Below are 24645 nucleotides of genomic sequence, written 5' to 3'. Positions count from 1 at the left end.
TCGGGCTGCCCTCACAACTCACTGAATTTCATAGGCTTTCCAGCGCCGTCAGCGCCTTATTCCCCCGTATTAATACCAACTTACGACCTACCGCCGGCGAACCGCCAGAGCTTCACTGCTGACTGAAGGCATAACGCTGGCCAGCCTGGCCAGCGCGCCTATCCAACAACAAAGCAGTGCGGGAGTCGCCCATGAAAACTCAGGTTTGGATGAAAGCGAGTACGGCATTGGCGCTGGTCATGGCCCTTGGGCTTGCCGGGTGCAGCAGCGGTGGTGGTGGTCATCACAGCGAGGTTGATGGCTCGTCCACCGATGGTGGCGCTGGTGCAGGTGCAGGCGGCGGCTCCGACGGATCGGGCGGCAGCGGTGGTGATGGCGGCGGTATGGCGGGTGGTGGCAACGGCGCAGGCAACGGTGGCACTGGTGGTGGCACCGGTGGTGGAGGAGATGGTACGGGAGGCGGCGGTACCAATCCTGGTAACGGTGGCGGAACGCCAGGCGGTGGTGATGGTGGTACGGGCGGCGGTAATACGCCGACCCCGCTGGTCACCGGTCAGGTCGTCGGCCAGGTCGGCAATACTGTTTCCGGCTTGGGCGATGGTGTCAGCAACCTGGGTGAGATGATCGGCTCGCTGCCGGTGGCGGGGAACACTTCGCTGACCGGCGGCGTAGGTTCGTTGGTGTCGTCCACGGGTGATGCCGTCAGTAGTGTCGGCTCCGGCTTGAGCGAGGGGCTTGGGCAACTGGGCACCGGAAACAATGCCGTTGGTACGACACTCGGCGTGGTGGGGGCAGCCACCTCCGACCTCGGGACCGGCGTATCCGGCCTGGGACAGGGCATAGGGGCGCTGGCAACGAGCTCACCGGTCGAGCAGGTTCCATTGGTCAACCAAGTGGTGGCAGGCGCCGGGCAAGGCGTCGACCGTGTCGGTCAGGCGGTCACCATGCTGGGCAACACGCTGACCCCTGTCGGTACCAGCGGCCCGCTGGCGGGCGCCACGCAGGGGGTAAGCAATGCGTTGGTGCCGGTGGTGTCGCTGGTGGAAAACACCACTGCCAATGTCACCCGGCAAACCGGGCTCGCTGGCCCGCTGAACCAGACCCTCAACCAGGTCGGCGGGGCGCTCGACCAGGCCGGGCAACAGGTTGCAGGCACCGGCAACGGCAATCCATTGACCAGTACGCTCGGGCAGGTGGTGAGCAATGTGGGTAGCACCGTCAGCACCACCAGCGGTCTGGCCCCGACAACCGGCGGCGCACGCACTGGCCTGCTGGAAACCGTTGGCGGCGTGGTTGCTGGCGCTGGCAGCGGGCTGGCGGCGGGCACTGGTAATCCGGCGGTAGCGTCGGTAGGTGGCAGCACGGGCCAGGTTGGCAACACCGTCGCTGCGCTCGGCACGGTGCTCGGTGGCAATGGCGTCACCAATACGGCAGCAGGTGCTCCGGTGGCCGCGGTGACGCAACAGGTGAGCGCCGGTGTGACGCCGGTCGTCAGTGGCGTGGCCAGTGTCACCCAGCAGGTTGGTGCTGCGACGGGCGTCGGTGCGCCGGTCGCCGGGTTGCTCAATCAGGTGGGCGGTGCGGTGGCCAGTGCAGGCAGCCAGCTTGGCGCGGCCACCGGCAACCCGGTCGTCAGCCAGGTGGGGGCGACGGTCAGCGCAGTCGGTGGCACCGTTGGCCAGGCTGGCACGCTGGTCAATGGCAGCGGTGGCCAGAGTGGCGGGCTCGGCGGCGTACTGGGTGGTGTGACCGGTGCCTTGGGCGGCGCGCAGCGCTGATAAAGTGCCCGGCGGATCTTTTTCGCTGATCCGCCGGGCGCTCGGTTAGACGACAGCGCGCTCAACACCTACGCTTGCATGACAAGGGCGTCCCTACCGGGCGCCCCTGGTTCCACAGGATCATGGAGTGTCCGAATGCGTCCACTGCTGGTGACGATGCTGGCGCTGTCCTGGGCCTGCGTGGCCCGCGCCGAACCCCTCCCGAGTTTTCTCAACAGCAACGAAACCGAACGCCGCCTGCCCACGCCGAATCTACCGGTGGACGCCTATCGTCCGGGCAAGCCTGGGCTGAATGTACCGGCACCAGCGGCACCCCAACAAACGCCATTGCAGATGAACACCCAGGTCCTGGTGCGCAAGGTGCGCTTCGAGGGTGGGACCGTCTACCCCTTGGCAGATCTGCGCGAGCATTACCAACCGATACTCAATCGCAGCGTGACCCTCGCTGAACTGATCGAGGTCACCCGACGCCTGACCCAGCGCTATCAGCAGGACGGCTATCTGTTGTCGTACGCCTATCTTCCGCCGCAAGACTTCGCCGATGGCCGCGTGCGGGTGGTGCTGGTGGAAGGTTATATCCGCGACTACGAGGTTCAGGGCGATATCGGCTCCGCATCGGGCTATGTCGAGCGTCTGGTGAACAAGCTCAAGGCCGAACGGCCGCTGACGCGCAAGACCTTCGAGCGCTACACCAGCCTGATCAGCCGTATCCCCGGTGTCACCTTCCAGGCCCAGGTGCCGCCACCAGGCACCACCGACGGTGCCACGCGCCTGATTGCCCAGGCTTCGCGCAAGCCCTTCACCACCACGCTCAACCTCAGCGACGGCAACCGTGACGACCTGCAAGCGCTGCTGGGCGCCAGCAGCAATGCCCAGACTCGCTTCGCCGAGCAGTTGAGCGCCAGCGTGCTGGTGCCACCGGGCGAGGACAAGGAACACTATTACCGCGTCGACTACAGCCAGTTCCTGGATGACGAGGGTACGCAACTGCTGTTGTCGGCATCGCGCTATCGCAGCGACCCGAAGGCGCGCATTCGCCTGGACAACGGTATCGACCTGACCCAGCACCGCGAGAACGAGCGTTACTCGATCGGGCTCAGCCAGGCGTTGATCGCCTCGCCGACCGAATGGCTGGATGTGGTCGGGCGCTTCTATGCGGTCAATGACCAGATCGACTACCAGGTCGTGGGCTTCCCGCTGAAGCTCGACAGCCACACCGACATTCGCGCGCTGTCGTTCGAGGGTGATTGGCGCAAGGCCGAGGCCAAGCGCCTGCGCATCCTCAGCGCCGGGGTTTACCAGGGCCTCGACCATTTTGGCGCACGCACCAATGCAGGCTACGACCTGGACTTCCTGCGCCTGCGCCTGTCCGGGGTGCAGAGCGACAATTTCCTCGAACACTGGCAAGGGGTCGTGTCCGCTGCCGGTTACTGGAGCAACGACAGTTTGCCCGACAGCGAACGGGCGGTGTTCGGCGGGCAGAACTTCGGTCGTGGCTACCCCAGCGACCAGGCCTCCGGCGACAAGGGTTGGGGCCTGGCCTACGAGCTGAACTACAGCATCCAGCGTGAGGGCCAGTGGCTGAAGGTGCTGCAGCCCTATGTGGTGCTCGATAGCGCGCGGGCCTGGTTCAACGAACTGGAGGTGCAGAAGGCGAAGATGTCGTCGGCGGCGGTAGGGCTGCGGTTTGGCGATGCGCGCTATTACAACATCGCGCTGGAGGTGGCCAAGCCCATGTCGGACATCGCCCTCGACAGCCTGAACCGGCGGCCGCGGTTCACGGTGAGCTTCAGTTATCAACTGTAGGGGGGATGGATCTTCCTAGGAACTGTCTGACCTGATCTGTCGAATAGCGTCTGATTGCCGCTCATGGGGGGCCTGTCTAGTCTTTGCGAGGACGTCAGGGAAGGGAAGTTGGTGATACTTGATTTTTCGTTTATTTCGAATATGTTGAAGTGAACAGAAGTCTTCAGCGAGAAAGTTCATGACTGTGCCTATCCGTACCGAGTTTCCCGAGGCCCGTGAAGTAGCAGCCGCTGTGCAGGGGCAACGAGACCTGGCAGCCGTGCTATGCACCCAGGCTGACATGCAGCGCATCGAGATCTACGACGCCGATAACAAGGCGCATGCCGTCGAACTGCCAACCAGTGCGCTGCGGTTGCTCCTGGATATACTGGGAGAGTTGGCACAGGGCAACTCTGTGCGGGTAGTGCCGGTCCACGCGGAGCTGACCACGCAGGAGGCCGCGGATCTGCTGAGCGTTTCGCGCCCTCATCTGGTGAAACTGCTCGAGGAAGGAGCATTGCCCCATCACACGGCCGGTCGACATCGTCGTGTTCTCTTCTCTGACCTGATGATCTACAAACAGCAGCGGGATCAGGCCAGCCGCAAGGCGATGGACGACTTGACCGCGCTATCGGAAGAGCTTGACCTGGGGTATTGATGCGTCACTCACCGTTCACCACGATTTACGACGCATGCGTTCTTTATCCCGCCCCTTTGCGCGACTTGTTGGTCAGGCTCGCTGGCAAGGGCCTTTACAGAGCCAGATGGAGCGCCCAGATCGATGATGAATGGAAAAGGAATCTATTGCTGAAACGGCGGGATCTTACCCGGGGGCAATTGGACCGTATTTCCACACTGATGGAAGCGGCGATTCCCGATGCACTGGTTGTCGGTCATGAATCCTTGTACCCGGCTCTGAATCTGCCCGACCCCGATGACGTACATGTTCTTGCCGCCGCGATCAGAAGCAACGCGGAAGTCATCGTGACGTTCAACCTGAAAGACTTTCCCCCATCCGCATTGCGCTGTTTCGGTGTAGAGGCACAGCACCCTGACGAATTCATCATGGACTTGTGGGACCTCGATCAGGCTGCCGTTCTGGAGGCTGTGGCTGAAATGCGGCGCAGCTTGGTTCGTATGCCTTACACCGCCGAAGCCCTGCTGGAGTGCTATTCGAGGCAAGGCCTACCGCAGACGGCAGGGGTTTTGCGCGACTTTGCCTTGTTGATCTGAACGCATTGGCCTACCGCCCCACCACCTGCATCACCGACTTGGGAAACAGATTGTCGAGTGTCTCCAGCAAGCGGGCGTGGTAGATCGGTTTGCGGAACAGGTCGAGCACATGCAGGCGCAGCAGGTCGCTGACGTCGTCCATATCGGCATGGCCGGACATGACGATCACCGGCAGATGCTGGCGGGCGGTGTGGTCGCGCAGGCGCTTGATCAGGCCGATGCCGCTTTCTTCGGGCATGCGCAGGTCGGTGATCACCAGGGCCACATCAGGGTAGCGGGTGAGCTGTTGCAGGGCTGTCTTCACCGAGTTGGCGGTGTGGCACTTGAAACCTTCGTTTTCCAGCAATTCAGCCAGCTCTTGCAGTGCCTCTTCCTCGTCGTCCACCAAAAGAATCTGCTGGCGCGAGGAAGAGTTCGGCATGCTTGGCTCCTGTTCGCCTGGCGTTATGCTGCGGCGTGCTGGTCAAGGTCATAGCGCCCCGGAGATGGCGCTGAACATCGTGGTGATCTTGCCGGAGATCGTCGGTACGAATGGCACCAGCACCACCGCGACCATTGCGGCGATCAGCGCGTATTCGATACCGGACGCGCCGTCCTTGCGGGTGATGAAGTTCTTGCAGTGCTGAAGGATCCGTTGCAGTTGCATGGCACATCTCCTTGCGCCGACGGCGCGGGGTAAGGACGTGGCTAAGTAACGTCCATTTGCCATCATAGAATTGCCAAGCTGGCGAAGCCTGCAAATGTAAAAAGGCATTAACCCTAAAGTATTGGAAGCCAAGGCTTTTTCTAAGTACCTGTTTTCCCTGCATGTCCGCGTGCCAGACGAAAAAATCCCGTTTCCGCTCATGGCGAACGGTGAGGTCTGCGCTACCGTTCAATAGCGAAATAGTTTCGTTTTGCCAGCAATCTAATGGCGCAGGGAGGCGGAGATGAGCAGTCGCTTGACCATGGTCCTGGCTGTCCTGTTTCTTCTCGGCGCAGTACTCGCAGGTTACTGGGGGCTGGTGCTCAGCCGCCCGTCCACACCCCCCGTCAGTCCTGCTCCCACAGTCGCCGAAGCGCCTGCCGAAGTGATTGCGCCACCTTCCCAACCGCCCGAACCGGCACGTACATCCATCGTTGTGTTGCGCAGGGCGCTCCCGGCGAACACGCCCCTGACCGAGGACGATGTGCTGCTCGAGCGCCTGCAAGTGGTGCCTGCCGGGGCGTTCCAGCACATCGACCAGGTGCTCGGTCGCTCCAGCGCGCGTGCGCTGTCGGCGGGCAGTTGGCTGGACGAGGCGAGCTTTCAGGCGGGCGGGCCACTGTCGCGGATGATTCGTGCCCACGAGCGCGCGGTGGCCGTGGGCGTCGACGATGTGGTGGGGGCGGCCGGACTGCTGCGCCCAGGCGACTACGTGGATGTGTTGCTGTTTCTGCGCGAGGAGAACAACAACCCGCAGTCTTCAGCCCAGGTGGTGCTGCCGGCCCTGCGCGTGCTGAGTGTTGGCGAGCAGATGGGGCTGGCCAACGATGGCCGGCCGGCGCAAACCGTCGAGGAGGAACAGGCCCGGCGCGAACAGCACGGGAGCCAAGGCAGCGTCGGCGCTACCCGCACCGTCACCTTGGCCGTACCCGAAGCTCTGGCCAGCCGACTGATGCTCGCTGCCCAGGCCGGTACCCTGCGCCTGGCCGTACGCAGCGCCGATGAACAGCGCTTGGCGCGTTACTGGGCCGAACCTGAGGCGCGGCCGCAGGTCGAGAGTGCCGGACGCGAGCTCTATCGCTTCAGCCAGTTGTCCCAGTCTCCCGTGGCCAGCGCTGCTCCCGCCAACGCTGCGCCCAGCATGCAGATCATTCGTGGCGCCAAGGCTGCCGACACCGACAAGACTCCCTGACCAGGCAAGGATGCAGCGATGCGACGTTCCGAGCGTAGTTTCCGACATGCGTGCCGTGCACTGCTCCTGACGGCACTGGTGCCCCACGCCCAGGCGGCGGTGAAGGGGTGCGAGGCTTTCGGCCAGTTGCCCTCGGTGATCGAGATGGACCAGGGCCTGCAGCAGGAACTGCGCCTGCCGCTGGCGATCAGCCGGGCGGCGGTGGGCGAGCCCAAGGTCGCCGACGTACAGGCCAGCGGCGATCGCGCGGTGCTGCTGACCGCCGTGGGGCCGGGCAATACCACCTTGATGCTGTGGACCGCCTGCGCGCCAGCGCCGCATCGGACCATGCTGTTCGTCAAGGGGCGCGCCAGTGCCGACATGGCAGAAGGCAGCCTGCTACCGTCCCAGGATGCGCAGTTGCCAAGCCAGGTGCAGGCCGATATCCGCTTCGTCGAAGTCCGCCGCAGCAAGTACAAGGAGGCAGGTGCGCGGCTGTTCTTCAAAGGCTCGAACAACAGCCTGATCGGCTCGCCGGGAACGGTGCCGAATACTGCTGTCACTCCAGGCTCGGTGCCGATCACCCGCCCCGCGATCCCGCTCGACGACACCGTCTTCAACATCGTCTGGGGCGGTGGCAGCAGCAAGTTCCTGGCGGCGATCAACGCCCTGGAAAACAGCGGCTTCGCCTACACCCTGGCGCGCCCCAGCCTCACCGTGCTCAGCGGCTTGACGGCCAGTTTCCTGGCCGGCGGCGAGATCCCGGTTCCGGTGCCCAGCTCCGGCAGCGACAACGTGTCGATCGAATACAAGGAGTTCGGCGTACGCCTGGCGCTGACCCCGACCGTGGTCAGTCGCGACCGCATCACCCTGAAGGTCGCGCCCGAGGTCAGCGAGCTGGACTACAACAACGCGGTGAACATCGCCGGCACCCTGGTGCCTGGGCTGAGCGTGCGGCGCACCGACACCAGCATTTCCCTGGCCGATGGCGAGAGCTTCATCATCAGCGGCCTGGTCAGCAACAACACCCGCTCCTCAGTGGACAAGCTTCCCGGCCTGGGCAACCTGCCGATCCTCGGCGCGTTCTTCCGCCAGTCGGCGCTGGTGCGCGAAGAGACCGAGTTGCTGATGATCGTCACGCCGCACCTGGTCCAGCCGCTGGCGGCCAATGCGCGCCTGCCGCAGTTGCCGGGCGAAGCGCTACGCACCTACGACCCGAGCTGGGGCCAGCTGTTCTTCATGGAAAACGGCAACTTCGAAGGTCAGGGGGGGTTATCACGATGAGCGACAGCCTCAACCAGACCTACCTGGCCATCACCCGCAACGAAGACGACCTGCAGTGGTTGCAGGACGCCCTGGCCCCGCAGGGGCAGGTGATTGGCGCCAGCGCTGGCACCCTCGACGAATTGCTGGCGCTGTTGGATGTGACGTTCAGCAACCTGGTGTTCATCGGCCTTGACCGCGAGCAGTTGGTCAGCCAGTGCGCGCTGATCGAAGGCGTGCTGGAAGCAAAGCCGATGCTGGCCATCGTCGCGCTGGGCGATGGCATGGACAATCAATTGGTGCTGCATGCCATGCGTGCCGGTGCGCGCGATTTCGTCGCCTACGGCTCGCGTGCCAGCGAGGTGGCCGGGCTGGTGCGCAGGCTTGGCAAGCGCCTGCCGACGGTGACCAACAACCCCAAACTGGGTGGCCTGACCGTGCTCTATGGTGCCCAGCGCGGCGCCGATGGCGCGCTGCTGACCACCCACCTCGCGCGGGTGGTGCAGGAGAGCGGCCAGCAGACCCTGCTGCTCGACCTGGGTCTGCCGCGCGGCGACAGCCTGGCCCTGCTCGGGCTGGAGGCGTCATTCTATTTCGGCGATGCCTTGCGCCACCTGCGCCGGCTCGACACCACGCTGATCGACAGCGCCTTCACCCGCGACAAAGGCGGCCTGCGCTTGCTGAGCTATGCCGAGAACGACGATCCGCTGCGCCAGACCAGCGCCGCCGAGCTGTACATGCTGCTCAGTGCCTTGCGCCAACACTTCCAGCACATCGTCGTGAACCTGACCGGGCATGCCGACAGCGAAGCGCTGCGTACCATCGTCAGCCATTGCGACAAGCTGATCGTCTACACCGACCAGAACATCCTCGACTGCCGGCGCAACCTGGAAGTGCTCGAACAGTGGCGCGACCGCGGCATCAAGCTCGAGCATGCCAGCTTGCTGGTGGACCGCTACCTGCGCAACGTCGCCCCGGATGCCGAGGCGCTCGCCAAGCGCTATGGCCTGCCGCTGCTCAAGGTGATGCCCGACTGCCCAGAGGTGCGCCTGAACGTGAAGAACCAGGGCCTGAGCCTGTTCGAACTGGCCCCGCGCGAAGGCCTGACCCAGGCCCTGCGTGCCCTCGGCGAGCGCCTGGCCCGGCGCTCGGAAAACCTCGCCCCACCGAGCTTCCCCTGGCTGCGTCGGCTGTGGGGTAGCAAATGAGCGGCGACGAACCCTTCGGCGGTCAGCGCCACGCCTCGGGCGACCCGCACGCGCTCAAGCGTGCGCTGCATCGCTTCGCGATCGACGCCATCGAAGACAGCGGGCGCAACCTGCTCGAAGGCGCACGCCCGGCGTTGACCCAGTTCGTCCTCGAACAGGTGGGTGACTATGTCGGGCGCTTGCGTCTGGCGCTGTCGCGCTACGAGATGGAGCGCCTGGCCGAGGAACTGGTCGATGAACTCACCGGCTTCGGCCCGCTGGAAGTGCTGCTGCGCGATGCCAGCGTCACCGAGATCCTGGTCAACGGCCCGCACCGGGTGTTCGTCGAGCGGGCCGGGTTGTTGCAGCAGACCGACCTGCGCTTCATCGATGCGCACCATGTCGAACGGGTCATGCAGCGCATCCTTGCGCCCCTGGGGCGACGCCTGGACGAGTCTTCGCCGATGGTCGATGCGCGTCTGCCCGATGGCAGCCGGGTCAACGCGATCATCCCGCCAGTGGCGCTGGACGGGCCGTGCCTGTCGATCCGCAAGTTCCGCCAGGACATGCTCAAGAGTGCCGACTTGCTGGCCACCCGCGCCATCGATCAACCCATCTTCGATTTCTTCGAGCGCGCCGTGGGCCGTCGTTGCAACATCCTGGTCAGCGGCGGCACTGGTACTGGCAAGACCACGCTGCTCAATATCCTCAGCCAGATGATCGCGCCGCGCGAGCGCCTGGTGACCATCGAGGATGTTGCCGAGCTGCAGCTTCACCACCCCCACGTGGTGCGCCTGGAAACCCGGCCACCGAACGCCGAGGGCCATGGCGAGATCAAGCCCAGCGAGCTGATCCGCAACGCCCTGCGCATGCGCCCTGACCGCATCATTCTTGGCGAGATTCGCGGCGCCGAGGTGCTCGATGTGCTCACCGCGATGAACACCGGCCACGACGGCTCGATGAGCACCGTACACGCCAACACTGCACAGGACGCCCTGCTGCGCCTGGAGACCCTGGTCGGCCTCAGCGGCCGACAGATCGCCGAGAAGACCTTGCGCCAGATGATCTGCGCGGCGCTGGATGTGGTGATCCAGTTGACGCGTTTGCCTGATGGCAGGCGTTGCGTCAGTGAAGTGCTGGAGGTGGTCGGCGTACGTGAGGATGTGTATGTGACCAATACCCTGTTCCGCCTCGACCGGCGCGGCGGCGAGACCTTCCAGCGCGAGGCGCCGAACCCGGCAGGCAGCAAACTGCGTCAGGACGGTGTGTCGTGATCGGGCCTTTGCTGCTGGCGCTGGCGCCACTGCTGCTGGGGGCCGCCATGCTGCTGTTTCGCCTGGGCTTGTACAAGCGCGGCGAGGAGCGCGTCCTGCAGCGTCTGGGGCGCGCCTACCAGACGATTCGAACGGGCAGCGCCCGGCGCGACTGGCTCGACCCATTGCTGCAACGGGCCGGCCTGATCAGCGCTGATGTGCGTCCGCAACGCTGGCTGCTGGCGTGGTGTGGGCTGGTGCTGCTGGCGGTGCTGTTGGCCGGTTGGCTGGCCGGCCTGATGGTGCTGCTCGGTGCGCCGCTGTCGGGCTATCTGTACTTGAGTTGGCGATGCCGTCGGCGCATGCGTCAGCTCGTCGAGCAACTGCCCGGTCTGCTCGACTACAGCGTGCGCAGCCTCAAGGCCGGTCGGACCCTGAGCGATGCGGTGCTCGGCGGCATCGACGGCACGCGTGAACCGTTGCATTCGACCATGGGCCGTGTGCGCCGCAATGTGCAGATGGGCGTGCCATTGGAGGATGCGCTGAGCGAGCTGGCCGAGCTGTACGACCAGGACGAATTGCGCCTGTTCGCCCTGGGCCTGCGCATCAATCAGCGCTATGGCGGCAATGCCAGCGAACTGATGGAAAACCTGATCAAGCTGATCCGCGAACGTGAGCAAGGCGCGCGCCAGCTCAAGGCCATGACCGGCGAAACTCGCGTTACTGCGTGGGTGCTGGGGGCCTTGCCGCTGTTCATGGTCGGCTACTTTCTGACGGTCAACCCCAACTACCTGATGAGCCTTTGGCGCGACAGCAGTGGGCAGTGGCTGCTGCTCCTGGCCTTTGCCCTGCAGGCGGTCGGCTGCCTGGTGTTGTGGCGCATGATGAGGAGTCTTTGACATGGCCCTGCTGATCTGCGCCCTGTGCCTGCTCGTCGTCGCCCTGATGCTGGGGCTGCAGGCCTCGCGCCAGTTGCGTGCGCGCTACCTGGTTACACGGCGCCTGCAAGGGCGCCTGGCTCGCGAGGAACGCTTGGGCGACATGCTCCACTGGCTCGGCAGCAGCCCGCTGGGGCAGCGCTTGCAGACGCTCGATGGGGAAACCCAGGGCCTGCTCGAACGGATCGGCTGGCGTCGCAGTCGCCAACGCGCGCTGTTCGCCGCCGTGCAACTGGGATTGCCGTTGCTGGCCATGGGGCTGGCGTTGCTGCTGCAGCACGCCTTCATCGGCGTCGATGCCCTGCATTGGCTGGTGCTGCCAGTGTGCGCGCTGGTGATCGGCTACCTGTTGCCCAAGCGCCTGTTGGCGCTGGCTGCCACGCGCCGACAACAGCGTATCGCCCAGGAAGTCAGCCTGATGATTCCGCTGCTGCGTATTCTCTTCGAGACGGGGCTGGCCGTGGAGCAGGCGTTGCGTGTGCTCAGCCAGGAGGGGCGGACGCTGGTGCCCGAGATCAGTGAAGAACTGCGCCAGGTGTTGCAACGGGTGGATTCGGGGCTGTCGCTTGGCCCGGAGCTGGAGAAGACTGCGCGGGTGCTGGCAGTGGATGAGTTCGTCGACACCTGCGTGATCCTTCAGCAACTGCTGGTGCAGGGCAGTGGCGGGATGAAGTCGCTGCTGGCGCTCAAGGCGCTGCTCGACGATCGACGCCTCACGCACCTGCAGGAGCGAGTGTCGAAGATGTCGGCAAAGATGTCGGCGGTGATGATGGTATTCCTGTTCCCGGCCTTGCTCATCGTCCTGGCCGGGCCAGGTTTTTCTGCGTTGGCACGGGCCTTGGGGGTCTAGGGTCTGAGTCTAGGGAGAGATGGATGAAAACGATCCTGTTGTTCACCGGCATGCTGCTGCTGGGCGGTTGTGCCGGGCAGTCGGCGCAGGGGCTGGGTGCATTGTTCGGCGGCCCGGGCTGTGGCAAGCCGGATGCCGATCAGCAACTGGCGTTGAACCTGGCGGACGAGATGCTCAATGAGGGGCGCCCGCATGCCAGCCTGGCGCACCTCGAGCAGTTGCCGAACACCCTCGACCAGGTGCGCCTGCGCAAGGCCAGGGTTTCGCGCCTGCTGGGGCGCAGCGAGGCCGAGCCCCTGTACCGCAGTCTGCTGGGTGGCTGCCTGGCGGCCGAGGGCGAGCATGGTCTGGGCCAGCTCGCCTCGGCGCGTGGCGACGATGCCCAGGCCTTGCAGAGCCTGCAGCGCGCCGTGCGCCTCGCGCCCACGGACGAGCGCGTGCGCAACGACCTGGGCGTGGTGTTGATGAACCTGGGGCGTTACGAGCAGGCCCGCTTCGAGTTCCTCACGGCCATCGAGCTGAAGGACGACAACGCTTTGGCGGCGGTAAACCTGGTGACCCTGTCGTTGGTACAGGACAACTGGCAGCAGGCGACCGATCTGGTCGGTCGCCTGCATTTGCGCCCTGAGCAGTTCGCCGATGCCCAGGCCCGGGCCAGGCAGGTGAAATCCACCGGGCGTGGTCCCATTGCGTTGGCCAATGGTGCCGAGGCGGTGGTCAATTGAGCAGGAGGAGGGTGGTCATGTTCAGGTATTTGATGGTGCTTGCCGGGTGTGCTTGCGTTTCAATGGCGATGGCCCAGGAGCCACCTCGCCGGGCAGAGGTGCAGACGGCCACCGAGGCGTTGCTGCGGGTGCAGTCCAGTGGTGAGCAGGCGTCGAACCGGTTGCAGGTGCAAACGGCGCAGGAGCGCGACCAGTCGATGCAGCGCTGGCTGGACACCTACAAGTATGTGATCCCGGATTTCTATCGTTGGACCAAGATGACGTCTTCGAACGACTGAGTGCGATAGCTGCTGGAGCGGCGGTTCGGCGCTCCGACATGTCCCGCGAGCACGGGCGGTGTCTTTTTCGCGGGCAAGTCGGGGCGCCGAACCGCCGCTCCTGCACCTAGTGGGTAGTGAACCGCTGATGCACAGGCGAGGAGCGCGGCGTCAGAGCCAGGGCCAACTGGGTGCGGTTGTGCATATGGGTCAGGCGCAGCACCTGCGACACATAGAGTTTTACCGTGTTCTCGGTGATCCCCAGCTCACAGGCAATCTGGTAGTTGGTCTTGCCCTTGCTGACCAGCTTGGCCACTTCGAGTTGGCGCGGCGAGAGCTTTTCGAACACCGGTGGCAGTTCGCTCTCGAGCTCTTCCCCGTCACCGGCCCGGCGATGGGCACCCTGGCCACGGGCCTTTTCCAGGTCGTGGTAGAGGTCGTCGATGGATTCGGCCAGCTCCTGCAGGCGCTGGTTCAGGCTACCCAGCTCGCGGAAGTTGCGGCGCCGCTCCATCAGCGCAGCTTCCTGGCGGCGCAGGCCTTCGAGCAGCTCTGCCAGGTCCATGGGCTTCTGGTAGTAATCGGAAAACCCTTCGCGCAGCGCGCGAATGACATCCTGCTTGTCGGCGCGGCCGGTCAGCATGATCGCCTCGAACAGCCGCTGCTGCCCGGCGATGTCCTTCAGCGCGCGCATCAACGCGATGCCGTCCTGTTCGGGCATGTGCAGGTCGCACAGCACCAGGCCAATGGACTCGTCCGCGCCGTAGCGCTCGATGGCCTGCGCAGTGGAGTGCGCCGGCACACAGTGATAGCCCGCGCTTTCGAGATATTCGCAAAGCTCTTCGACGATCAACGGCTGATCGTCCACAACCAGTACTTTCACCTCACTAGCAGACTTGTTCACGTTCAACTCCCTGTTCGTACGTGCCCCGCTCCGTTGGCCAGACAGCCTGGCCCTTAAGAAAAGTAGTCGCACTTTGCAATTATGTACAAGGTCTATACACGCCGAATCGACCCACTGGTCATTCATTGGATCCAGATGGCGGTCAGGAGAAACCCGGCCAGCACGTAGGGTGCGAACGGTTGCTTGTCGCCCACCTGTTCGGCCAGGCGCTGCAGGCGCTTCTTCACCTTGGGGTTGGCCAGGGTCCACAGGCGGCGTCGGCCAAGCATCCACACCAGCACTGTCACGCCTGCACCGATGAAGGTGCCGAGCACGTACTGGTGGCTGGTGGCCAGGGCCAGGGCGCCGAGCAGTTTCACATCGCCGGCGCCGAAGCGGCCGAGCATGTAGCCGGGAAGGGTCAACAGCATGACGATGGCCAAGGCCCAGCCCGCATCGCTGGCATCGGCACCTATCCAGCTGTGCCCGGTGGCGAACAGCCAGGCCAGGGCGCAGGCGGCGACACCCAGGGTCAGGGTGTTGGAGATCTGCCGTTCACGGACATCTTGTTCGGTGCACAAGGCAAGCCACATCAGGAGAACAATGCTTTGCATTGGCAATTGGCCATCCCTATTCGTTGAACGGGTTCTATGCTGTCACTCAGGACTTCTAGTCAGGGTAGACGTGAACATGCGAGCAAGCTTGGCAGTACGGCAAAAAGGCGCGGCAGCCATCGAGTTTGTCGCAGTCTTCATGATCTTTTTCGCGGTGTTCTACGGATTGGTCAGCTACAGCCTGCCGATGCTCATGCTGCAGTCGTTCAATCAGGCCAGCAGCGAGGCGGTACGGCGCTGCGTGGCGCTGGACCCGAACAGCGCGACCTATGCCAGCGATGTGCAGAACCTGGCGCGCCAGGTGATCGCCCAGCAACTGAGCTGGATGCCCGCTGCGCTGGACTTTCAGCCCGCCACCGATGCACGGATCGTACTGGCCCCCGGCAACCTGCTGACCGTGACCATCGACTACCCGAAAAACAAACTGACCAATGTCATGCCGGTACTGGTGCTGCCGTTGATCGGCGAAGTGCCGCGGCTGCCCCAGCGCTTGCAGGCCCAAGCGAGCCTGCAACTGTGAGCGGCGTTTTCGATCGCTGGTTGGGTGGCCAGACATCGGTGGCCGAGGCGCCGTTGGCGGTCGGTCTGCAGGTGTGGCTCGACGAGCAGGGTGAGGTGCTGCGCTTGTCTGGCCCGCTGCGTACCCTGTTGGCCATGCCGCCCCAGCATGCCAGACGGGTGCAGGATTACCTGCAGCACCATAGCTGGCTGGTGCTCGAAGGTGATCCCGCCGATTGGCAGGGACAGCCGCTGGATCTGGATTTTCGTACCGTGCACGGCCATGCACTGCACACCCGTGGCTGGCTGCAACGCCAGGCCGAGGGCTGGCTGCTGCAGTTGTTCGATATCGGCGACCTGGTGCGCGCGCACGACTACGAGGGGCAGCGCTTGAGCCTGCAGCGCCTGGCTGGCGACATCGGCCGAGCGGTACGCGACTGCGGCGAGGAGCGCCTGGCGCAGGTGACCGGCGAGCAGTTGCAGCGCCTGGTCGAGTACTGGCAGGCCGATTCGATGCGGCTGATGCTGCTGGAGGCCGGCGTCTGGCGCAGCCATGCCGACAGTGGCGATGACTGGCCCTGGGCCGATGACGGGCAACTGCAGCCGTGGCTTGAAAAGTATGCGCTACGGGGCGAGCTCGATGCGTGCGAGCGTTACGAATTGCAGGTCTTGTGCGGCGGCTTGCCGGTGTCGCTGCTGCCCTATCGGCTGGGGCCTGACATCCAGGCCTGTCTGCTGTGCGTGGCGAGCGGGGCGCCGCCTGTGCACGAGCCGGGAGAGCGGCTCTTGCAGGCGTTGCTGGACCCGTTGCTGGCGCGTCTTCGACAGCGCCAGTTGCAGCGCAGCGACCAGCACCTCGACGCGCTGCAGCGGCAGTTGGGCGCCGGTTGGTGGGAGTGGCCATTGCAGGGGCCGCTGCAGTTGGACCCAGCGTTGGCGGCGAGTTTCGACCTGCCGCGTGAAATCACCGTCGAGCAATGGCTGGCGCGAGTGCACCCGGCGGATCGCGAGGCCGCGCAGCTGGCGCTCGAGCAACTGCGTGAAGGTCGTGCCCTGAGTCTCAGCCTGCGCCTGCAGGAGCACGCCCCGCAGATCAGTCCGCGTTGGCTGCACTGGGTGGGGCAGATGCAGGGTCGCCAGGTCCGCGGTTTTTTACTCGACATCAGTGCGCTCAAGGCTCAGGAGCTGCAGGCTGGCGCCGCCCGTGCACGGCTGGAGAACCTGATCGCCAGCTCGCCGGCCGTGATCTATATCCAGCGCTATGCCGAGGGCGCGCTGCACAGCGAGTTCTTCAGCGCCAGCCTGGCCCCGATGCTGGGCTGGCACAGCGACAGCGAACAGGCTCGTCAGCCGGGGCTGGCAGTGCACCCTGACGACCGCAGCCTGTGGCTGGAGCGCACGCGCACACTGCTGCGCGATGGCCAGGCGCGCTGCCGCTACCGCCTGCGCGACCAGTCGGGTGGCTATCACTGGGTACTCGATGAAGCCCGTCTGCTGCGCGACGACCTCGGCCAGCCCGTGGAGGTGGTCGGGCTGTGGCTGGACGTCAGCGAGGCGACCGAGGCTGCCGAGCGCGTGCGCCACAGCGAGGAGCGTTATCGAGTGCTGGTGGAGGATTCGCCGGCGATGATCTGCCGCTATCGTCCAGATCTCGAACTCCTGTTCGGTAATCGTCCGCTGGCTGACCAGCTGGAGTGTGCGCCGGAGCAACTTGCCGGCATGAACCTTGGCCAGTGGATGTCCGACGCGCAACGCGGTGCGTTCCAGCAGCGCCTGGCAACGTTGACTCCTGAGCAGCCCTTGAGCAGCGCGGAGATCTGTCTGCAACTGCCGGGGCGGGAAAACGCCTGGTGGGTGTGGGCTGACCGCGGCCTGTTCGACGCGCAGGGGCGGCTCCAGGAGATCCAGGCGGTGGGGCGTGACAACACCGAGGTACGACGCAGCCAGCGCCAGTTGCTGCAGGGCGCGAAGATGGCGACGCTCGGTGAGCTGGCGACCGGGCTGGTGCATGAGATCAATCAGCCGCTGAACGTGATGCGCATGGCCGTGGCCAATACCTTGAAGCGTCTGGAGAACGGCGCGGCGGATACCGATTACCTGACCGACAAGCTGCACCGCATCGAGGCCCAGGTAGAGCGGGCGGCGCGGCTGGTGGAGCACATGCGCGTTTATGGCCGTCGCTCTGAACCGGAGCGTCAGGCATTCGTGGCCTGGGACGCGGTGGAAGGTGCGGCCGCGTTGCTGGCCGAGGGGCTTCGGGGCAAGGGTGTTGCCTTGCATATCGTGGCGCCCGAGTCGGCGTTGACGGTGCTGGGGCATCAGGACCAGCTCGAGCAGGTGTTGATCAACCTGATGATCAATGCCCGCGACGCGTTGCTCGAACGCCAAGCCCTGGCGCCGGCCATACGGGTCAGCCAACAGCGGGTCGAGGGGCGCGTCTGCCTGCAGGTCGAGGACAACGCGGGTGGCATCGACCCGCGCCTGCTCGGGCGCATCTTCGAGCCCTTCTTCACCACCAAGCCCGCGGGTGTCGGCACGGGGCTCGGGCTTTCGGTGAGTCATGGCATCGTCGAGGCCATGGGCGGCAGCCTCGAGGTGCGCAACGGCCCGGACGGCGCGTGCTTCTGCATACTGCTGCCGCTCTACAGTGCCAGTTGAGCGCGGCCTGTCGAGCAACTGAGGTTGGCGCCGACTTCGGCGTTGACCAGGTCGACGCCCAGCACTTTCAGCAGCACGTTCAGCAAGGGGTCGAGCAGCGGGCTGAGCAGGCCTTTGATCAGCGGCTCGAGTATCGCCTTGACGCCATCGAGCACCCCACCCACGAGCACCAGCACCTGGCCCAGGCCGCTGTTGTTGGCGGTCGGCCGGTAGGCCTCCAACTGAATGCCCAGCAGGGTGTCGCTGAGGCTGCCGACCACGTTGTCGTTGGCGCTTCTCATGGGTAGATAGGCAGGTTTGAGACCGATGTTCGGCGGTACGCTGTCGGGGGCCTGGAAGGTCAGCGCGCGCTCCTGGGCGCCGCTGCCCAGCACCTTGCTGTCCACCCGCAGGCCGATGCCGCCGCCGACGAAGGGGATGCGCTCCTCGCACTGGCCGAGCGGCAGGATCAACAGCCGGGTGCAGCGCTTGGTGCCGATGTCGATCAGGGGCAGCGCCTTCACCGCAGTGGTGCCGTTGGTGAAGAACTCATCCGGTGAGGCGAACTGGCCCACCGCGATCTTGACCGCCGAGCTCTGGTTGCGGGTGGTCAGGCGCTTGGGTGAGCAACTGAAGGTATCGGGGGCAGCAGGATTGAGGCGGGTACTGGCTTCGGCGACTTCCAGGCCGATGTCCAGGTGCAGCTTGCCGGGCACCAGGACGATATCGCTGACCGTACAGGGCACGCCGAGCAGGCAGAGCACCGATTGCACGGTGGCGGCGAGGTTCAGGCTGAGCAGGTTGTTGATCACGTTGGTCAGCGGTGCGGCGAGGTCGAGCACGGCGTTGACCAGGCCGAAGATGCCATCGAGCAAGGGCAGGTCGAGGGAGATCATCGCCCGCACCTGGGCAGTGTGCACACGCAGTTCGTCGGTACGCGGGTCTCCGACAGAGGAGATCTGCTGCGGCTCGATGACCTTCAGGCGAACCCGTCCGTTGACCAGGCCGAGCACGTTGAGCGGCAGGTCGACGTTGGCGGCGCTTTCGCTGGCGGCCAGTTGGATCACCCCTTGCACCAGTTGCAGCAACTGGATGCTGGCATCCAGGCCGGCCTGGGCGGTGCCGTTCTGGATGTCGAGGATATCGCCCAGGCGCACCAGCGTGCTGTTGCCGGCCCCCAGGGCGACCTTGCCCAGGTTGGTCACCACCTCCAGCGCCGCACCGCTTTGTTGCAACACCTTGACCGCTGCCTGCAGCAGTTGGGTGGCGGTGGCGTTGGCGTTGAGCAACTGCTTGTAGTCGCCGGCCGTGAGATTGAGGTCGACTGCCAGTTGATCGAGATAGCTGAGCAACTTGATGTCGGTGGCGGCGATGCCTTTCCAGCCGGCGAGGTCCAGCTGCACACCACCACCGAGGGCGCCGAGCAGGGCGTTGAGCAGTGCCGACTGGCGCGAATCAACCGTGGCCAGGGTGGTGCGGATGCTGAGCATCGCCTGCGGCGGCAGTGGCGCCGAGGCGACAGCGTGGGCCTGCAGGGTGGTGGTCAGCGGCACGCTGTTGCCCTGGACCAGGGCATACACCCCCGCCGCGACGCTGGTGGTGACGGTGTTGCTGACATCGACCCGGATCGCTTCGTTGCGGTTGTCGTCGCGGGTAAAGCTGCGCAGGCTGTTGGCGCCGGTCTGCATGTAGCCGCAACTGGCCTGCAGCGGGTTGCCGGGGGCGTGCCCGTTGCGGGTGGCGGCATTGCGGGCGATGGCATTGGCCTGTGGGCCGGTGCCGATGCACACGGCGAACTGCCCGGCGGCTTCCAGTGCAGCCATGTCGGCGATGCGCTGCAGCTTGCGTTGTTCGAGGTAGAGCCGCCCACTGTCGATTGCCAGCAACAGGAACAGCAGGGCCATACCGAGGGTGATCACGGCCATCAGGCCGATCGCGCCGCGTTGGCGCGCAGCGGAAGAGGAAACCACGGGCACTCCTTTGCAGGCCGAAGGCCAGGCATCGCGATTGCGATTACAGGAGTGTAGTCAGGGTGATGGCATCTTGCCTTTTCTCAGCCTTCACGCCGCCCGGTTGTAGGAGCGGGCTTGCCTGCGAAAAAAACACCGCGCTGCCTGGCACGGGCTACGCCCGTGTTCGCGGGACCAGCCCGGTCCCACAGGGATTGGGCTGTTTTTTAGATTTTGAGCAAGACAGTTGCTCCTACAGATAGGGCGTCGGGTCTCAACGCGGTGGGTAGTTGCTCATCACCTGGGTCACTGTCTTCTGGATCGCGGCATTGCGCTCCTGCGGGCTTGGCGGGTAACTGTTCATGATCTGCTCGGCACTGCCGCGCCAGACCAACTTGCCGTCACGGCCATCGAACAGGTCGACCTGGATGGTCGCCACCTTGTAGTCGACGCTACGGGTCTCGTTGTACATCGGCCCACCCCAGTAACCGCCCCAGTAGCCACCCCAGGCCCCGCCATAGTTGGTGGTGACCTGCTGCTGGCGGTCTTCGACGATCAGGTAGGCGCGCACTTTCACATCGGGCCGGGCGCTGCCTTGTGCCGGACGCAGGCCGCGCTGGTCGAGCTGGTCGGCCACGGCCTGGCGGATGCGCTGCTCGGTGAGATCGCTCTTGATCCGCGGATCGTCCGGGCGGTATTGCAGGGCCGGCTCCTGCCAGGCCCAGCTGCGGTAGGCGGCGAAGTCACGGCTGGCATCGAAATCCTGGGTGACGTTGTTGCTGGAGCAGGCGGCGACCAGCAGCGCGAAGGACAGCAGAACGAGGCGGCGCAACATGATGATTCTCCTGACGCGTTAACTGGGAGGGTAGCCACTGAGGGCCTTGCGCACCGACTCGCGCAAGGCGTTTTCACGGTCGCGCGGCGAGCCTTTTTCGCTGCCGCTTTCGGCGCTGGCACTCCACACCGGCTGGCCGTTGCGGGCATCGAACAGGTCGATGCGCACCACCATCACCTCGACTTCGTAGGTGCGCACGATCGGTACGCTGCCGTAGGCACCATAGCCGTTGCGGTAGCCGCCATAGCCGATGCCGCCGTAGGGGGCGGGGCCGTAGTAGGGATCGTAGTCGTAATCGCGGACCTGGCGCAGGCGACGTTCCAGACGCAGGTTCGCGCTGACCAGCAGATCGCCGCTGGCGCCGCGTGCCGGGCGCAGGCCATGCTGGTCGAGCGCACCGCTGATGGCATCGGCCAGTTGTGCGGGATCGGCATTGGCACTGCCGCTGGGTAACTGGCCGTTGCGCCAGCTCCAGCTGCGATAGCGCCCATAGTCGCGTGGCGCGGCCGGGTAGGCGCTGGCATCGAAGGTGGTCGCAGCCTGGGGCGGTGCCGGTGGCAGTGGCCGGGAACTGGCGACATAGGGATTGCTGCTCTGGCACGCCGCCAGGGCGAAGGGAAGCAAGGCCAGGCACAACAGACGGTACGGCATGTATTCCTCCCGGCAGACGAGATCAGCGTGGGCGACAGGTCCAGTGCAGGTAACGGCCGAGCCCGGCGAAGCTCGGATGACGGCGGTGGGCCAATTCCATTTCCAGCAGGTCGAGCAGCTCGGCCTTGTCCTGGAATTCCTTGGGCATGTAATCGTGGAAAACCCTGACCCCACTCTCGCTTTCGACCTGCCACATGGGTTCAAGTTGCGCGCGCAGTTCTCGCGGATCAAGAGGTTTTTGCGGGGTGAGACTCTGTTTTTCGCCGGCCAGGCGGTCGCTGCGCAGCTTGCGGAAGTGACCCTTGAGTAAGTTGCGGTAGACCAGCGCATCGCGGTTGTAGAACGCCAGCGACAGCCAGCCGCCCGGTGTGGTCAGCTGGTGCAGCACCGGCAGGATACTGTGTGGTTCGGCCAGCCATTCGAGCACGGCGTGGCACAGCACCACATCGAAGGGCTCGGTGAGCTGACCGAGCAGGTCCTGCCAGGGCGCCTGGATGAAGGTGGCGGGTTGGTTGGCCTCGGCGAAGCGCGCGCGGGCGCCGTCGAGCATCGGCGCGGCGGGCTCGGCCAGGGTCACCTGGTGCCCCCGCTGTGCCAGCCACAGCGCCATGTGGCCCAGGCCCGCGCCGATGTCGAGGATGCGCAGGGGGCGGTCGGGCAGGCTTCCGGCGAGGTCCGCCTGCAGCACCGCCAGGCGGATCGCGCCTTTGGCACCGCCGTAGATCTTCTCGGCGAAGCGGCTGGCCAGCTCATCGAAATGACGGTCGTTCATCGGGCGAAGCGCCTCTCGCTGTCGGCGAGCTTGGCCCGCACCACGGTTTCCATGTCCAGCCCCAGCTCGCTGCACAGCAGCAACAGATAGAGCACCACATCGCCGACTTCCTGGCCGGCGTGGGCGAGCTGCTCGGGAGCGAGCTGGCGTGACTGGTCTTCACTCAGCCACTGGAAGATTTCCACCAGCTCGGCCATCTCGACGCTGGCGGCCATGGCCAGGTTCTTCGGGCTGTGGAAGCCGCGCCAGTCGTTGTTGTCGCGGATCCGGTGCAGGCGGTCGGTCAGTTCTTGCAGGTTCATCGAGGGCTCTCCTTCTGGCGCATAGCTTCGGGGGCGCCAGGGAGCAAATCAAGTGAATTGCAGGCCATTGTTGGAGCCGAGGGAGCGGCCCTGGCGCGCGCTTGATCGGTTACAGGGCGCTCCATTTGCCGGTCATGTGCAGCAGGCCCCCGTGCCCGGTCAGATTCAGTTGCCCTTGCGGCCCAGCGGTAGTCGCGCCGAGCACCACCTCCGAGGGCAGGCGCACCGGCTTGTGGAAGTCCACCGCGAACTCATAGCCCGCCACCGGCAGGTGCCCGCGCAGTGCCGCCAGCGCCATGGCCTTGTTCCACATGCCGTGGGCGATGGCCTTGGGGAAACCGAACAGCCGGGCACTCGCCGCGCTCAGGTGGATGGGGTTGTAGTCGCCGCACACCTTGGCGTAGCGGCGGCCGATATCGCTGTCGGCATACCAGCGCGTCACTTCCGGCGTTTCGATGGCTGGCTCGTCGTTGTCCTCGTGCGTTTCGCCTTCGAGCTTCAGCCCCCGCACCAGCATGCGGCTGGTTTCGCGCCAGAGCAGACCCAGCCCGTCCTGGGCCTCGGTGACCAGGTCGAAGGTGCCACCCTTGGGATGTGCCTGCAGGTTGTCGGCATGCACGGCAAAACGCAGGCCTTCGATGGCGCCCAACGGGCGCAGCACCTGGATCTCGTTGTGCAGGTGCACCAGCCCGAGCAGGGGGAAGGGAAAGTCGCTGGCGGTCAGCAGTTGCAACTGCAGGTTGAACGCGATCACGTGCGGATAGGTGGGCGGCAGGCGACCATCGTCGCTGAAGTGGCACAGGCGACGATAAGCCGCAAGGTTTGTCGGGTCGACCCGCAAAAAACAACGCAGGCCACCTGTGGGCAGGCGGTCGCCACTGATCTTGCGCTTGCCGAGCGCTCGCAGGTAAAGCCGGGTGCGAGTATCGGGGGTGTGCAGGTCCTGCCATGTCCGGTTCATGTTCATGCCCCCATCAGTGCTTGCCCGCAGACGCGCAGGTACTGGCCGCTGACCGCACCAGTGCCGGGCTGGGCGAGCCAGGCGACAGCCTCGGCGACGTCTTGTGGGCGTCCGCCCTGGCCCAGCGAACTCAGGCGACGGCCAGCCTCGCGCAGACCCATGGGCATGGCGGCGGTCATGTGGGTTTCGATGAAGCCGGGTGCCACTGCGTTGATGCTGATGCCGTGCGCACCGAGTTCAGGCGCCCATGCCTGGGCGAAACCGATCAGGCCGGCCTTGCTCGCGGCGTAGTTGGCCTGGCCCCGGTTACCGGCGATGCCACTGACCGAGGCGAGCAGCACGATGCGCGCGTTGTCGTGCAACTGGCCGGCGTCAAGCAGGGCCTGGGTCAGCACCTGGGGAGCCTTGAGGTTCACTGCCATGACCGCGTCCCAGTATTCCGGGGTCATGTTGGCGAGGGTCTTGTCGCGGGTAATGCCGGCGTTGTGCACCACGATGTCGATGCCCTCAGGTAACCCTTCGAGCAGTTTGGCCGAGGCATCGCTGGCGCAAATGTCCAGGGCCAGGGCGTGGCCGCCGATACGTGCGGCGAGGGCATCGAGGTCCTTCTGCGCGGGCGGCACGTCCAGCAGGATCACCTCGGCGCCGTCACGGGCGAGGGTTTCGGCGATGGATGCACCAATGCCGCGGGCAGCCCCGGTGACCAATGCGCGTTTGCCTGCCAGCGGTCGCGTCCAGTCCTGCACCTGGCTTGCACAGGCTTCAAGACGTAGCACCTGGCCGGAAATGAACGCGCTCTTGGGTGAAAGGAAGAACCGCAGCGCGCCTTCGAGCTGATCCTCCGCGCCGGACGCGACATATAGCAGTTGCGCCGTTGCGCCGTTGCGCAGCTCCTTGGCCAGCGAGCGGCTGAAGCCTTCGAGGGCGCGCTGGGCGACGCTGGCCTGGGGCGCTTCGACCTGCTCAGGGGGGCGCCCGAGGATCACCACGTGGGCACAGGGTGCCAGGCTGCGCAGCAGCGGCTGGAAGAATTCGCGCAACTGCCGAAGCTCATCGCTGTCGGACAGATGACTGGCATCGAACACCACTGCCTTGAGTTTCGGGCCGAGCCCGGCGACCCAGGCGGGAGCCTTGAGGTCTTCGCCGGCGAAGCTGTAGCGCTCGTCGGTGAGTGCCGGGGCGATGGCTTCGACCTTGCGCACCAGCGGCCCGCCGCCCAGCACCAGCGCGCCTTCGATCGGGCGCAGGCGTCCGGCCTGCCAGCGCTCCAGCGGCGCCGGGCGCGGCAGGCCGAGGGCGTCGACCAGGCGGCGGCCGAGGTTGGAGTTGGCAAAGCCGAGATAGCGGTCACTCATGGTGCGGGTCTCCCTGAAGGCAAGCATGCAAGTGTGGACCATGTTTGTGGCAAGGTCGTTCGA

The 24645-nt window shown here is 65.2% G+C and carries 25 protein-coding genes; 14 read left to right on the top strand and 11 right to left on the bottom strand.

Translation table 11 applies throughout. From position 1 onward, the window contains the following. The first annotated feature begins 191 nt into the window (after window positions 1-191). From AB688_RS24795 to AB688_RS24780, 4 genes are all read left to right on the top strand, one after another. Entirely contained in the window at window positions 192-1778 is a 1587-nt protein-coding gene (locus AB688_RS24795) for a collagen-like triple helix repeat-containing protein (protein ID WP_063546290.1), read from the top strand. 135 nt (window positions 1779-1913) lie between these two features. Then, entirely contained in the window at window positions 1914-3584 is a 1671-nt protein-coding gene (locus tag AB688_RS24790) for a ShlB/FhaC/HecB family hemolysin secretion/activation protein (protein WP_063546288.1), read from the top strand. A gap of 178 nt (window positions 3585-3762) precedes the next feature. Next, the gene (locus AB688_RS24785; protein WP_063546286.1) at window positions 3763-4221 is read left to right on the top strand and encodes an excisionase family DNA-binding protein; all 459 of its coding nucleotides are present in this window, start codon (window positions 3763-3765) and stop codon (window positions 4219-4221) included. Continuing rightward, complete coding sequence (locus AB688_RS24780; RefSeq protein WP_063546284.1) at window positions 4221-4796, top strand: PIN domain-containing protein; 576 nt, start codon at window positions 4221-4223, stop codon at window positions 4794-4796. Before AB688_RS24785 ends, AB688_RS24780 begins: the two co-directional genes overlap by 1 nt. Window positions 4797-4806: 10 nt before the next feature. On the opposite strand, the gene AB688_RS24775 is transcribed toward AB688_RS24780, so the two are convergent. Both AB688_RS24775 and AB688_RS24770 read right to left on the bottom strand, forming a co-directional pair. Next, complete coding sequence (locus AB688_RS24775; RefSeq protein WP_054894187.1) at window positions 4807-5217, bottom strand: response regulator; 411 nt, start codon at window positions 5215-5217, stop codon at window positions 4807-4809. Window positions 5218-5265: 48 nt separating this feature from the next. Then, window positions 5266-5442: a Flp family type IVb pilin gene (locus AB688_RS24770; RefSeq protein WP_063546282.1), complete on the bottom strand. Its 177-nt coding sequence runs from the start codon at window positions 5440-5442 to the stop codon at window positions 5266-5268. 283 nt (window positions 5443-5725) lie between these two features. On the opposite strand from AB688_RS24770, the gene cpaB reads away from it, so the two are divergent. The 8 genes from cpaB to AB688_RS24730 are packed head-to-tail and all read left to right on the top strand — an operon-like array spanning window position 5726 to window position 13146. Beyond that, on the top strand, window positions 5726-6673 hold the full coding sequence (cpaB, locus tag AB688_RS24765; RefSeq protein ID WP_063546280.1) for a Flp pilus assembly protein CpaB: 948 nt from the start codon (window positions 5726-5728) through the stop codon (window positions 6671-6673). An 18-nt stretch (window positions 6674-6691) separates the two neighbouring features. Further along, window positions 6692-7936: a type II and III secretion system protein family protein gene (locus AB688_RS24760; RefSeq protein ID WP_063546278.1), complete on the top strand. Its 1245-nt coding sequence runs from the start codon at window positions 6692-6694 to the stop codon at window positions 7934-7936. After that, entirely contained in the window at window positions 7933-9123 is a 1191-nt protein-coding gene (locus AB688_RS24755) for a pilus assembly protein (RefSeq protein ID WP_063546276.1), read from the top strand. The genes AB688_RS24760 and AB688_RS24755 overlap by 4 nt, the downstream gene beginning before the upstream one ends. After that, window positions 9120-10376, top strand: a complete 1257-nt coding sequence (locus AB688_RS24750) for a CpaF family protein (RefSeq protein WP_054894182.1) — start codon at window positions 9120-9122, stop codon at window positions 10374-10376. Before AB688_RS24755 ends, AB688_RS24750 begins: the two co-directional genes overlap by 4 nt. After that, on the top strand, window positions 10373-11254 hold the full coding sequence (locus AB688_RS24745) for a type II secretion system F family protein (RefSeq protein WP_063546274.1): 882 nt from the start codon (window positions 10373-10375) through the stop codon (window positions 11252-11254). The genes AB688_RS24750 and AB688_RS24745 overlap by 4 nt, the downstream gene beginning before the upstream one ends. 1 nt (window position 11255) lies before the next feature. After that, window positions 11256-12143 (top strand): type II secretion system F family protein, encoded by an 888-nt coding sequence (locus AB688_RS24740; protein WP_063546272.1) that lies wholly within the window; start codon window positions 11256-11258, stop codon window positions 12141-12143. A gap of 23 nt (window positions 12144-12166) precedes the next feature. Next, the gene (locus tag AB688_RS24735; RefSeq protein WP_063546270.1) at window positions 12167-12868 is read left to right on the top strand and encodes a tetratricopeptide repeat protein; all 702 of its coding nucleotides are present in this window, start codon (window positions 12167-12169) and stop codon (window positions 12866-12868) included. A gap of 17 nt (window positions 12869-12885) precedes the next feature. Further along, complete coding sequence (locus tag AB688_RS24730; protein WP_063546268.1) at window positions 12886-13146, top strand: DUF3613 domain-containing protein; 261 nt, start codon at window positions 12886-12888, stop codon at window positions 13144-13146. A 106-nt stretch (window positions 13147-13252) separates the two neighbouring features. Here the strand turns inward: AB688_RS24730 and AB688_RS24725 are convergent, their stop codons facing one another. Together AB688_RS24725 and AB688_RS24720 are read right to left on the bottom strand one after the other, a co-directional pair. Further along, window positions 13253-14029 (bottom strand): response regulator transcription factor, encoded by a 777-nt coding sequence (locus AB688_RS24725; RefSeq protein ID WP_054895205.1) that lies wholly within the window; start codon window positions 14027-14029, stop codon window positions 13253-13255. 122 nt (window positions 14030-14151) lie between these two features. Next, window positions 14152-14622: an A24 family peptidase gene (locus AB688_RS24720; RefSeq protein WP_063546266.1), complete on the bottom strand. Its 471-nt coding sequence runs from the start codon at window positions 14620-14622 to the stop codon at window positions 14152-14154. Between the two features lie 76 nt (window positions 14623-14698). Here AB688_RS24720 and AB688_RS24715 point away from each other — a divergent pair, with 76 nt between their 5' ends. After that, complete coding sequence (locus AB688_RS24715; protein WP_063546264.1) at window positions 14699-15142, top strand: TadE/TadG family type IV pilus assembly protein; 444 nt, start codon at window positions 14699-14701, stop codon at window positions 15140-15142. Further along, window positions 15139-17778 (top strand): PAS domain-containing sensor histidine kinase, encoded by a 2640-nt coding sequence (locus AB688_RS24710; protein ID WP_063546262.1) that lies wholly within the window; start codon window positions 15139-15141, stop codon window positions 17776-17778. The genes AB688_RS24715 and AB688_RS24710 overlap by 4 nt, the downstream gene beginning before the upstream one ends. Here the strand turns inward: AB688_RS24710 and AB688_RS24705 are convergent. The 7 genes from AB688_RS24705 to AB688_RS24675 all read right to left on the bottom strand — a co-directional run bounded on the left by AB688_RS24705 (window position 17763) and on the right by AB688_RS24675 (window position 24582). Continuing rightward, window positions 17763-19727, bottom strand: coding sequence for a pilus assembly protein TadG-related protein (locus AB688_RS24705; protein WP_231100277.1), 1965 nt, complete (start codon window positions 19725-19727; stop codon window positions 17763-17765). The two genes, AB688_RS24710 and AB688_RS24705, sit on opposite strands and share 16 nt — an antisense overlap. A 253-nt stretch (window positions 19728-19980) precedes the next feature. Then, window positions 19981-20541, bottom strand: coding sequence for a DUF4136 domain-containing protein (locus AB688_RS24700; protein WP_054895201.1), 561 nt, complete (start codon window positions 20539-20541; stop codon window positions 19981-19983). An 18-nt stretch (window positions 20542-20559) separates the two neighbouring features. Then, complete coding sequence (locus tag AB688_RS24695; RefSeq protein WP_063546260.1) at window positions 20560-21192, bottom strand: DUF4136 domain-containing protein; 633 nt, start codon at window positions 21190-21192, stop codon at window positions 20560-20562. A gap of 22 nt (window positions 21193-21214) precedes the next feature. Further along, a complete protein-coding gene (locus AB688_RS24690; protein ID WP_063546258.1) occupies window positions 21215-21964 on the bottom strand; it encodes a methyltransferase domain-containing protein in 750 nt (249 codons plus the stop codon). After that, the gene (locus tag AB688_RS24685) at window positions 21961-22266 is read right to left on the bottom strand and encodes a MazG-like family protein (RefSeq protein WP_054895198.1); all 306 of its coding nucleotides are present in this window, start codon (window positions 22264-22266) and stop codon (window positions 21961-21963) included. Before AB688_RS24685 ends, AB688_RS24690 begins: the two co-directional genes overlap by 4 nt. A gap of 109 nt (window positions 22267-22375) precedes the next feature. Then, complete coding sequence (locus AB688_RS24680) at window positions 22376-23227, bottom strand: MaoC family dehydratase (protein WP_063546894.1); 852 nt, start codon at window positions 23225-23227, stop codon at window positions 22376-22378. Between the two features lie 2 nt (window positions 23228-23229). After that, window positions 23230-24582 (bottom strand): 3-oxoacyl-ACP reductase, encoded by a 1353-nt coding sequence (locus AB688_RS24675; RefSeq protein WP_063546256.1) that lies wholly within the window; start codon window positions 24580-24582, stop codon window positions 23230-23232. Window positions 24583-24645: the final 63 nt, after the last annotated feature.

It is taken from the genome of Pseudomonas putida (genome assembly GCF_001636055.1).
Lineage (GTDB): Bacteria > Pseudomonadota > Gammaproteobacteria > Pseudomonadales > Pseudomonadaceae > Aquipseudomonas > Aquipseudomonas machongensis.
This window is presented reverse-complemented; position numbering and strand designations above follow the sequence as displayed.

What these genes read in the sequence shown, in the direction of transcription:
- AB688_RS24755 (WP_063546276.1), top strand. Translation starts at nt 7,933, where the DNA reads ATGAGCGACAGCCTCAACCAGACCTACCTGGCCATCACCCGCAACGAA.
- AB688_RS24760 (WP_063546278.1), top strand. Translation starts at nt 6,692, where the DNA reads ATGCGACGTTCCGAGCGTAGTTTCCGACATGCGTGCCGTGCACTGCTC.
- AB688_RS24740 (WP_063546272.1), top strand. Translation starts at nt 11,256, where the DNA reads ATGGCCCTGCTGATCTGCGCCCTGTGCCTGCTCGTCGTCGCCCTGATG.
- cpaB (WP_063546280.1), top strand. Translation starts at nt 5,726, where the DNA reads ATGAGCAGTCGCTTGACCATGGTCCTGGCTGTCCTGTTTCTTCTCGGC.
- AB688_RS24680 (WP_063546894.1), bottom strand. Translation starts at nt 23,227, where the DNA reads ATGAACCGGACATGGCAGGACCTGCACACCCCCGATACTCGCACCCGG.
- AB688_RS24715 (WP_063546264.1), top strand. Translation starts at nt 14,699, where the DNA reads ATGCGAGCAAGCTTGGCAGTACGGCAAAAAGGCGCGGCAGCCATCGAG.
- AB688_RS24675 (WP_063546256.1), bottom strand. Translation starts at nt 24,582, where the DNA reads ATGAGTGACCGCTATCTCGGCTTTGCCAACTCCAACCTCGGCCGCCGC.
- AB688_RS24775 (WP_054894187.1), bottom strand. Translation starts at nt 5,217, where the DNA reads ATGCCGAACTCTTCCTCGCGCCAGCAGATTCTTTTGGTGGACGACGAG.
- AB688_RS24770 (WP_063546282.1), bottom strand. Translation starts at nt 5,442, where the DNA reads ATGCAACTGCAACGGATCCTTCAGCACTGCAAGAACTTCATCACCCGC.
- AB688_RS24785 (WP_063546286.1), top strand. Translation starts at nt 3,763, where the DNA reads ATGACTGTGCCTATCCGTACCGAGTTTCCCGAGGCCCGTGAAGTAGCA.
- AB688_RS24795 (WP_063546290.1), top strand. Translation starts at nt 192, where the DNA reads ATGAAAACTCAGGTTTGGATGAAAGCGAGTACGGCATTGGCGCTGGTC.
- AB688_RS24700 (WP_054895201.1), bottom strand. Translation starts at nt 20,541, where the DNA reads ATGTTGCGCCGCCTCGTTCTGCTGTCCTTCGCGCTGCTGGTCGCCGCC.
- AB688_RS24690 (WP_063546258.1), bottom strand. Translation starts at nt 21,964, where the DNA reads ATGAACGACCGTCATTTCGATGAGCTGGCCAGCCGCTTCGCCGAGAAG.
- AB688_RS24695 (WP_063546260.1), bottom strand. Translation starts at nt 21,192, where the DNA reads ATGCCGTACCGTCTGTTGTGCCTGGCCTTGCTTCCCTTCGCCCTGGCG.
- AB688_RS24780 (WP_063546284.1), top strand. Translation starts at nt 4,221, where the DNA reads ATGCGTCACTCACCGTTCACCACGATTTACGACGCATGCGTTCTTTAT.
- AB688_RS24730 (WP_063546268.1), top strand. Translation starts at nt 12,886, where the DNA reads ATGTTCAGGTATTTGATGGTGCTTGCCGGGTGTGCTTGCGTTTCAATG.
- AB688_RS24685 (WP_054895198.1), bottom strand. Translation starts at nt 22,266, where the DNA reads ATGAACCTGCAAGAACTGACCGACCGCCTGCACCGGATCCGCGACAAC.
- AB688_RS24735 (WP_063546270.1), top strand. Translation starts at nt 12,167, where the DNA reads ATGAAAACGATCCTGTTGTTCACCGGCATGCTGCTGCTGGGCGGTTGT.
- AB688_RS24790 (WP_063546288.1), top strand. Translation starts at nt 1,914, where the DNA reads ATGCGTCCACTGCTGGTGACGATGCTGGCGCTGTCCTGGGCCTGCGTG.
- AB688_RS24720 (WP_063546266.1), bottom strand. Translation starts at nt 14,622, where the DNA reads ATGCAAAGCATTGTTCTCCTGATGTGGCTTGCCTTGTGCACCGAACAA.
- AB688_RS24750 (WP_054894182.1), top strand. Translation starts at nt 9,120, where the DNA reads ATGAGCGGCGACGAACCCTTCGGCGGTCAGCGCCACGCCTCGGGCGAC.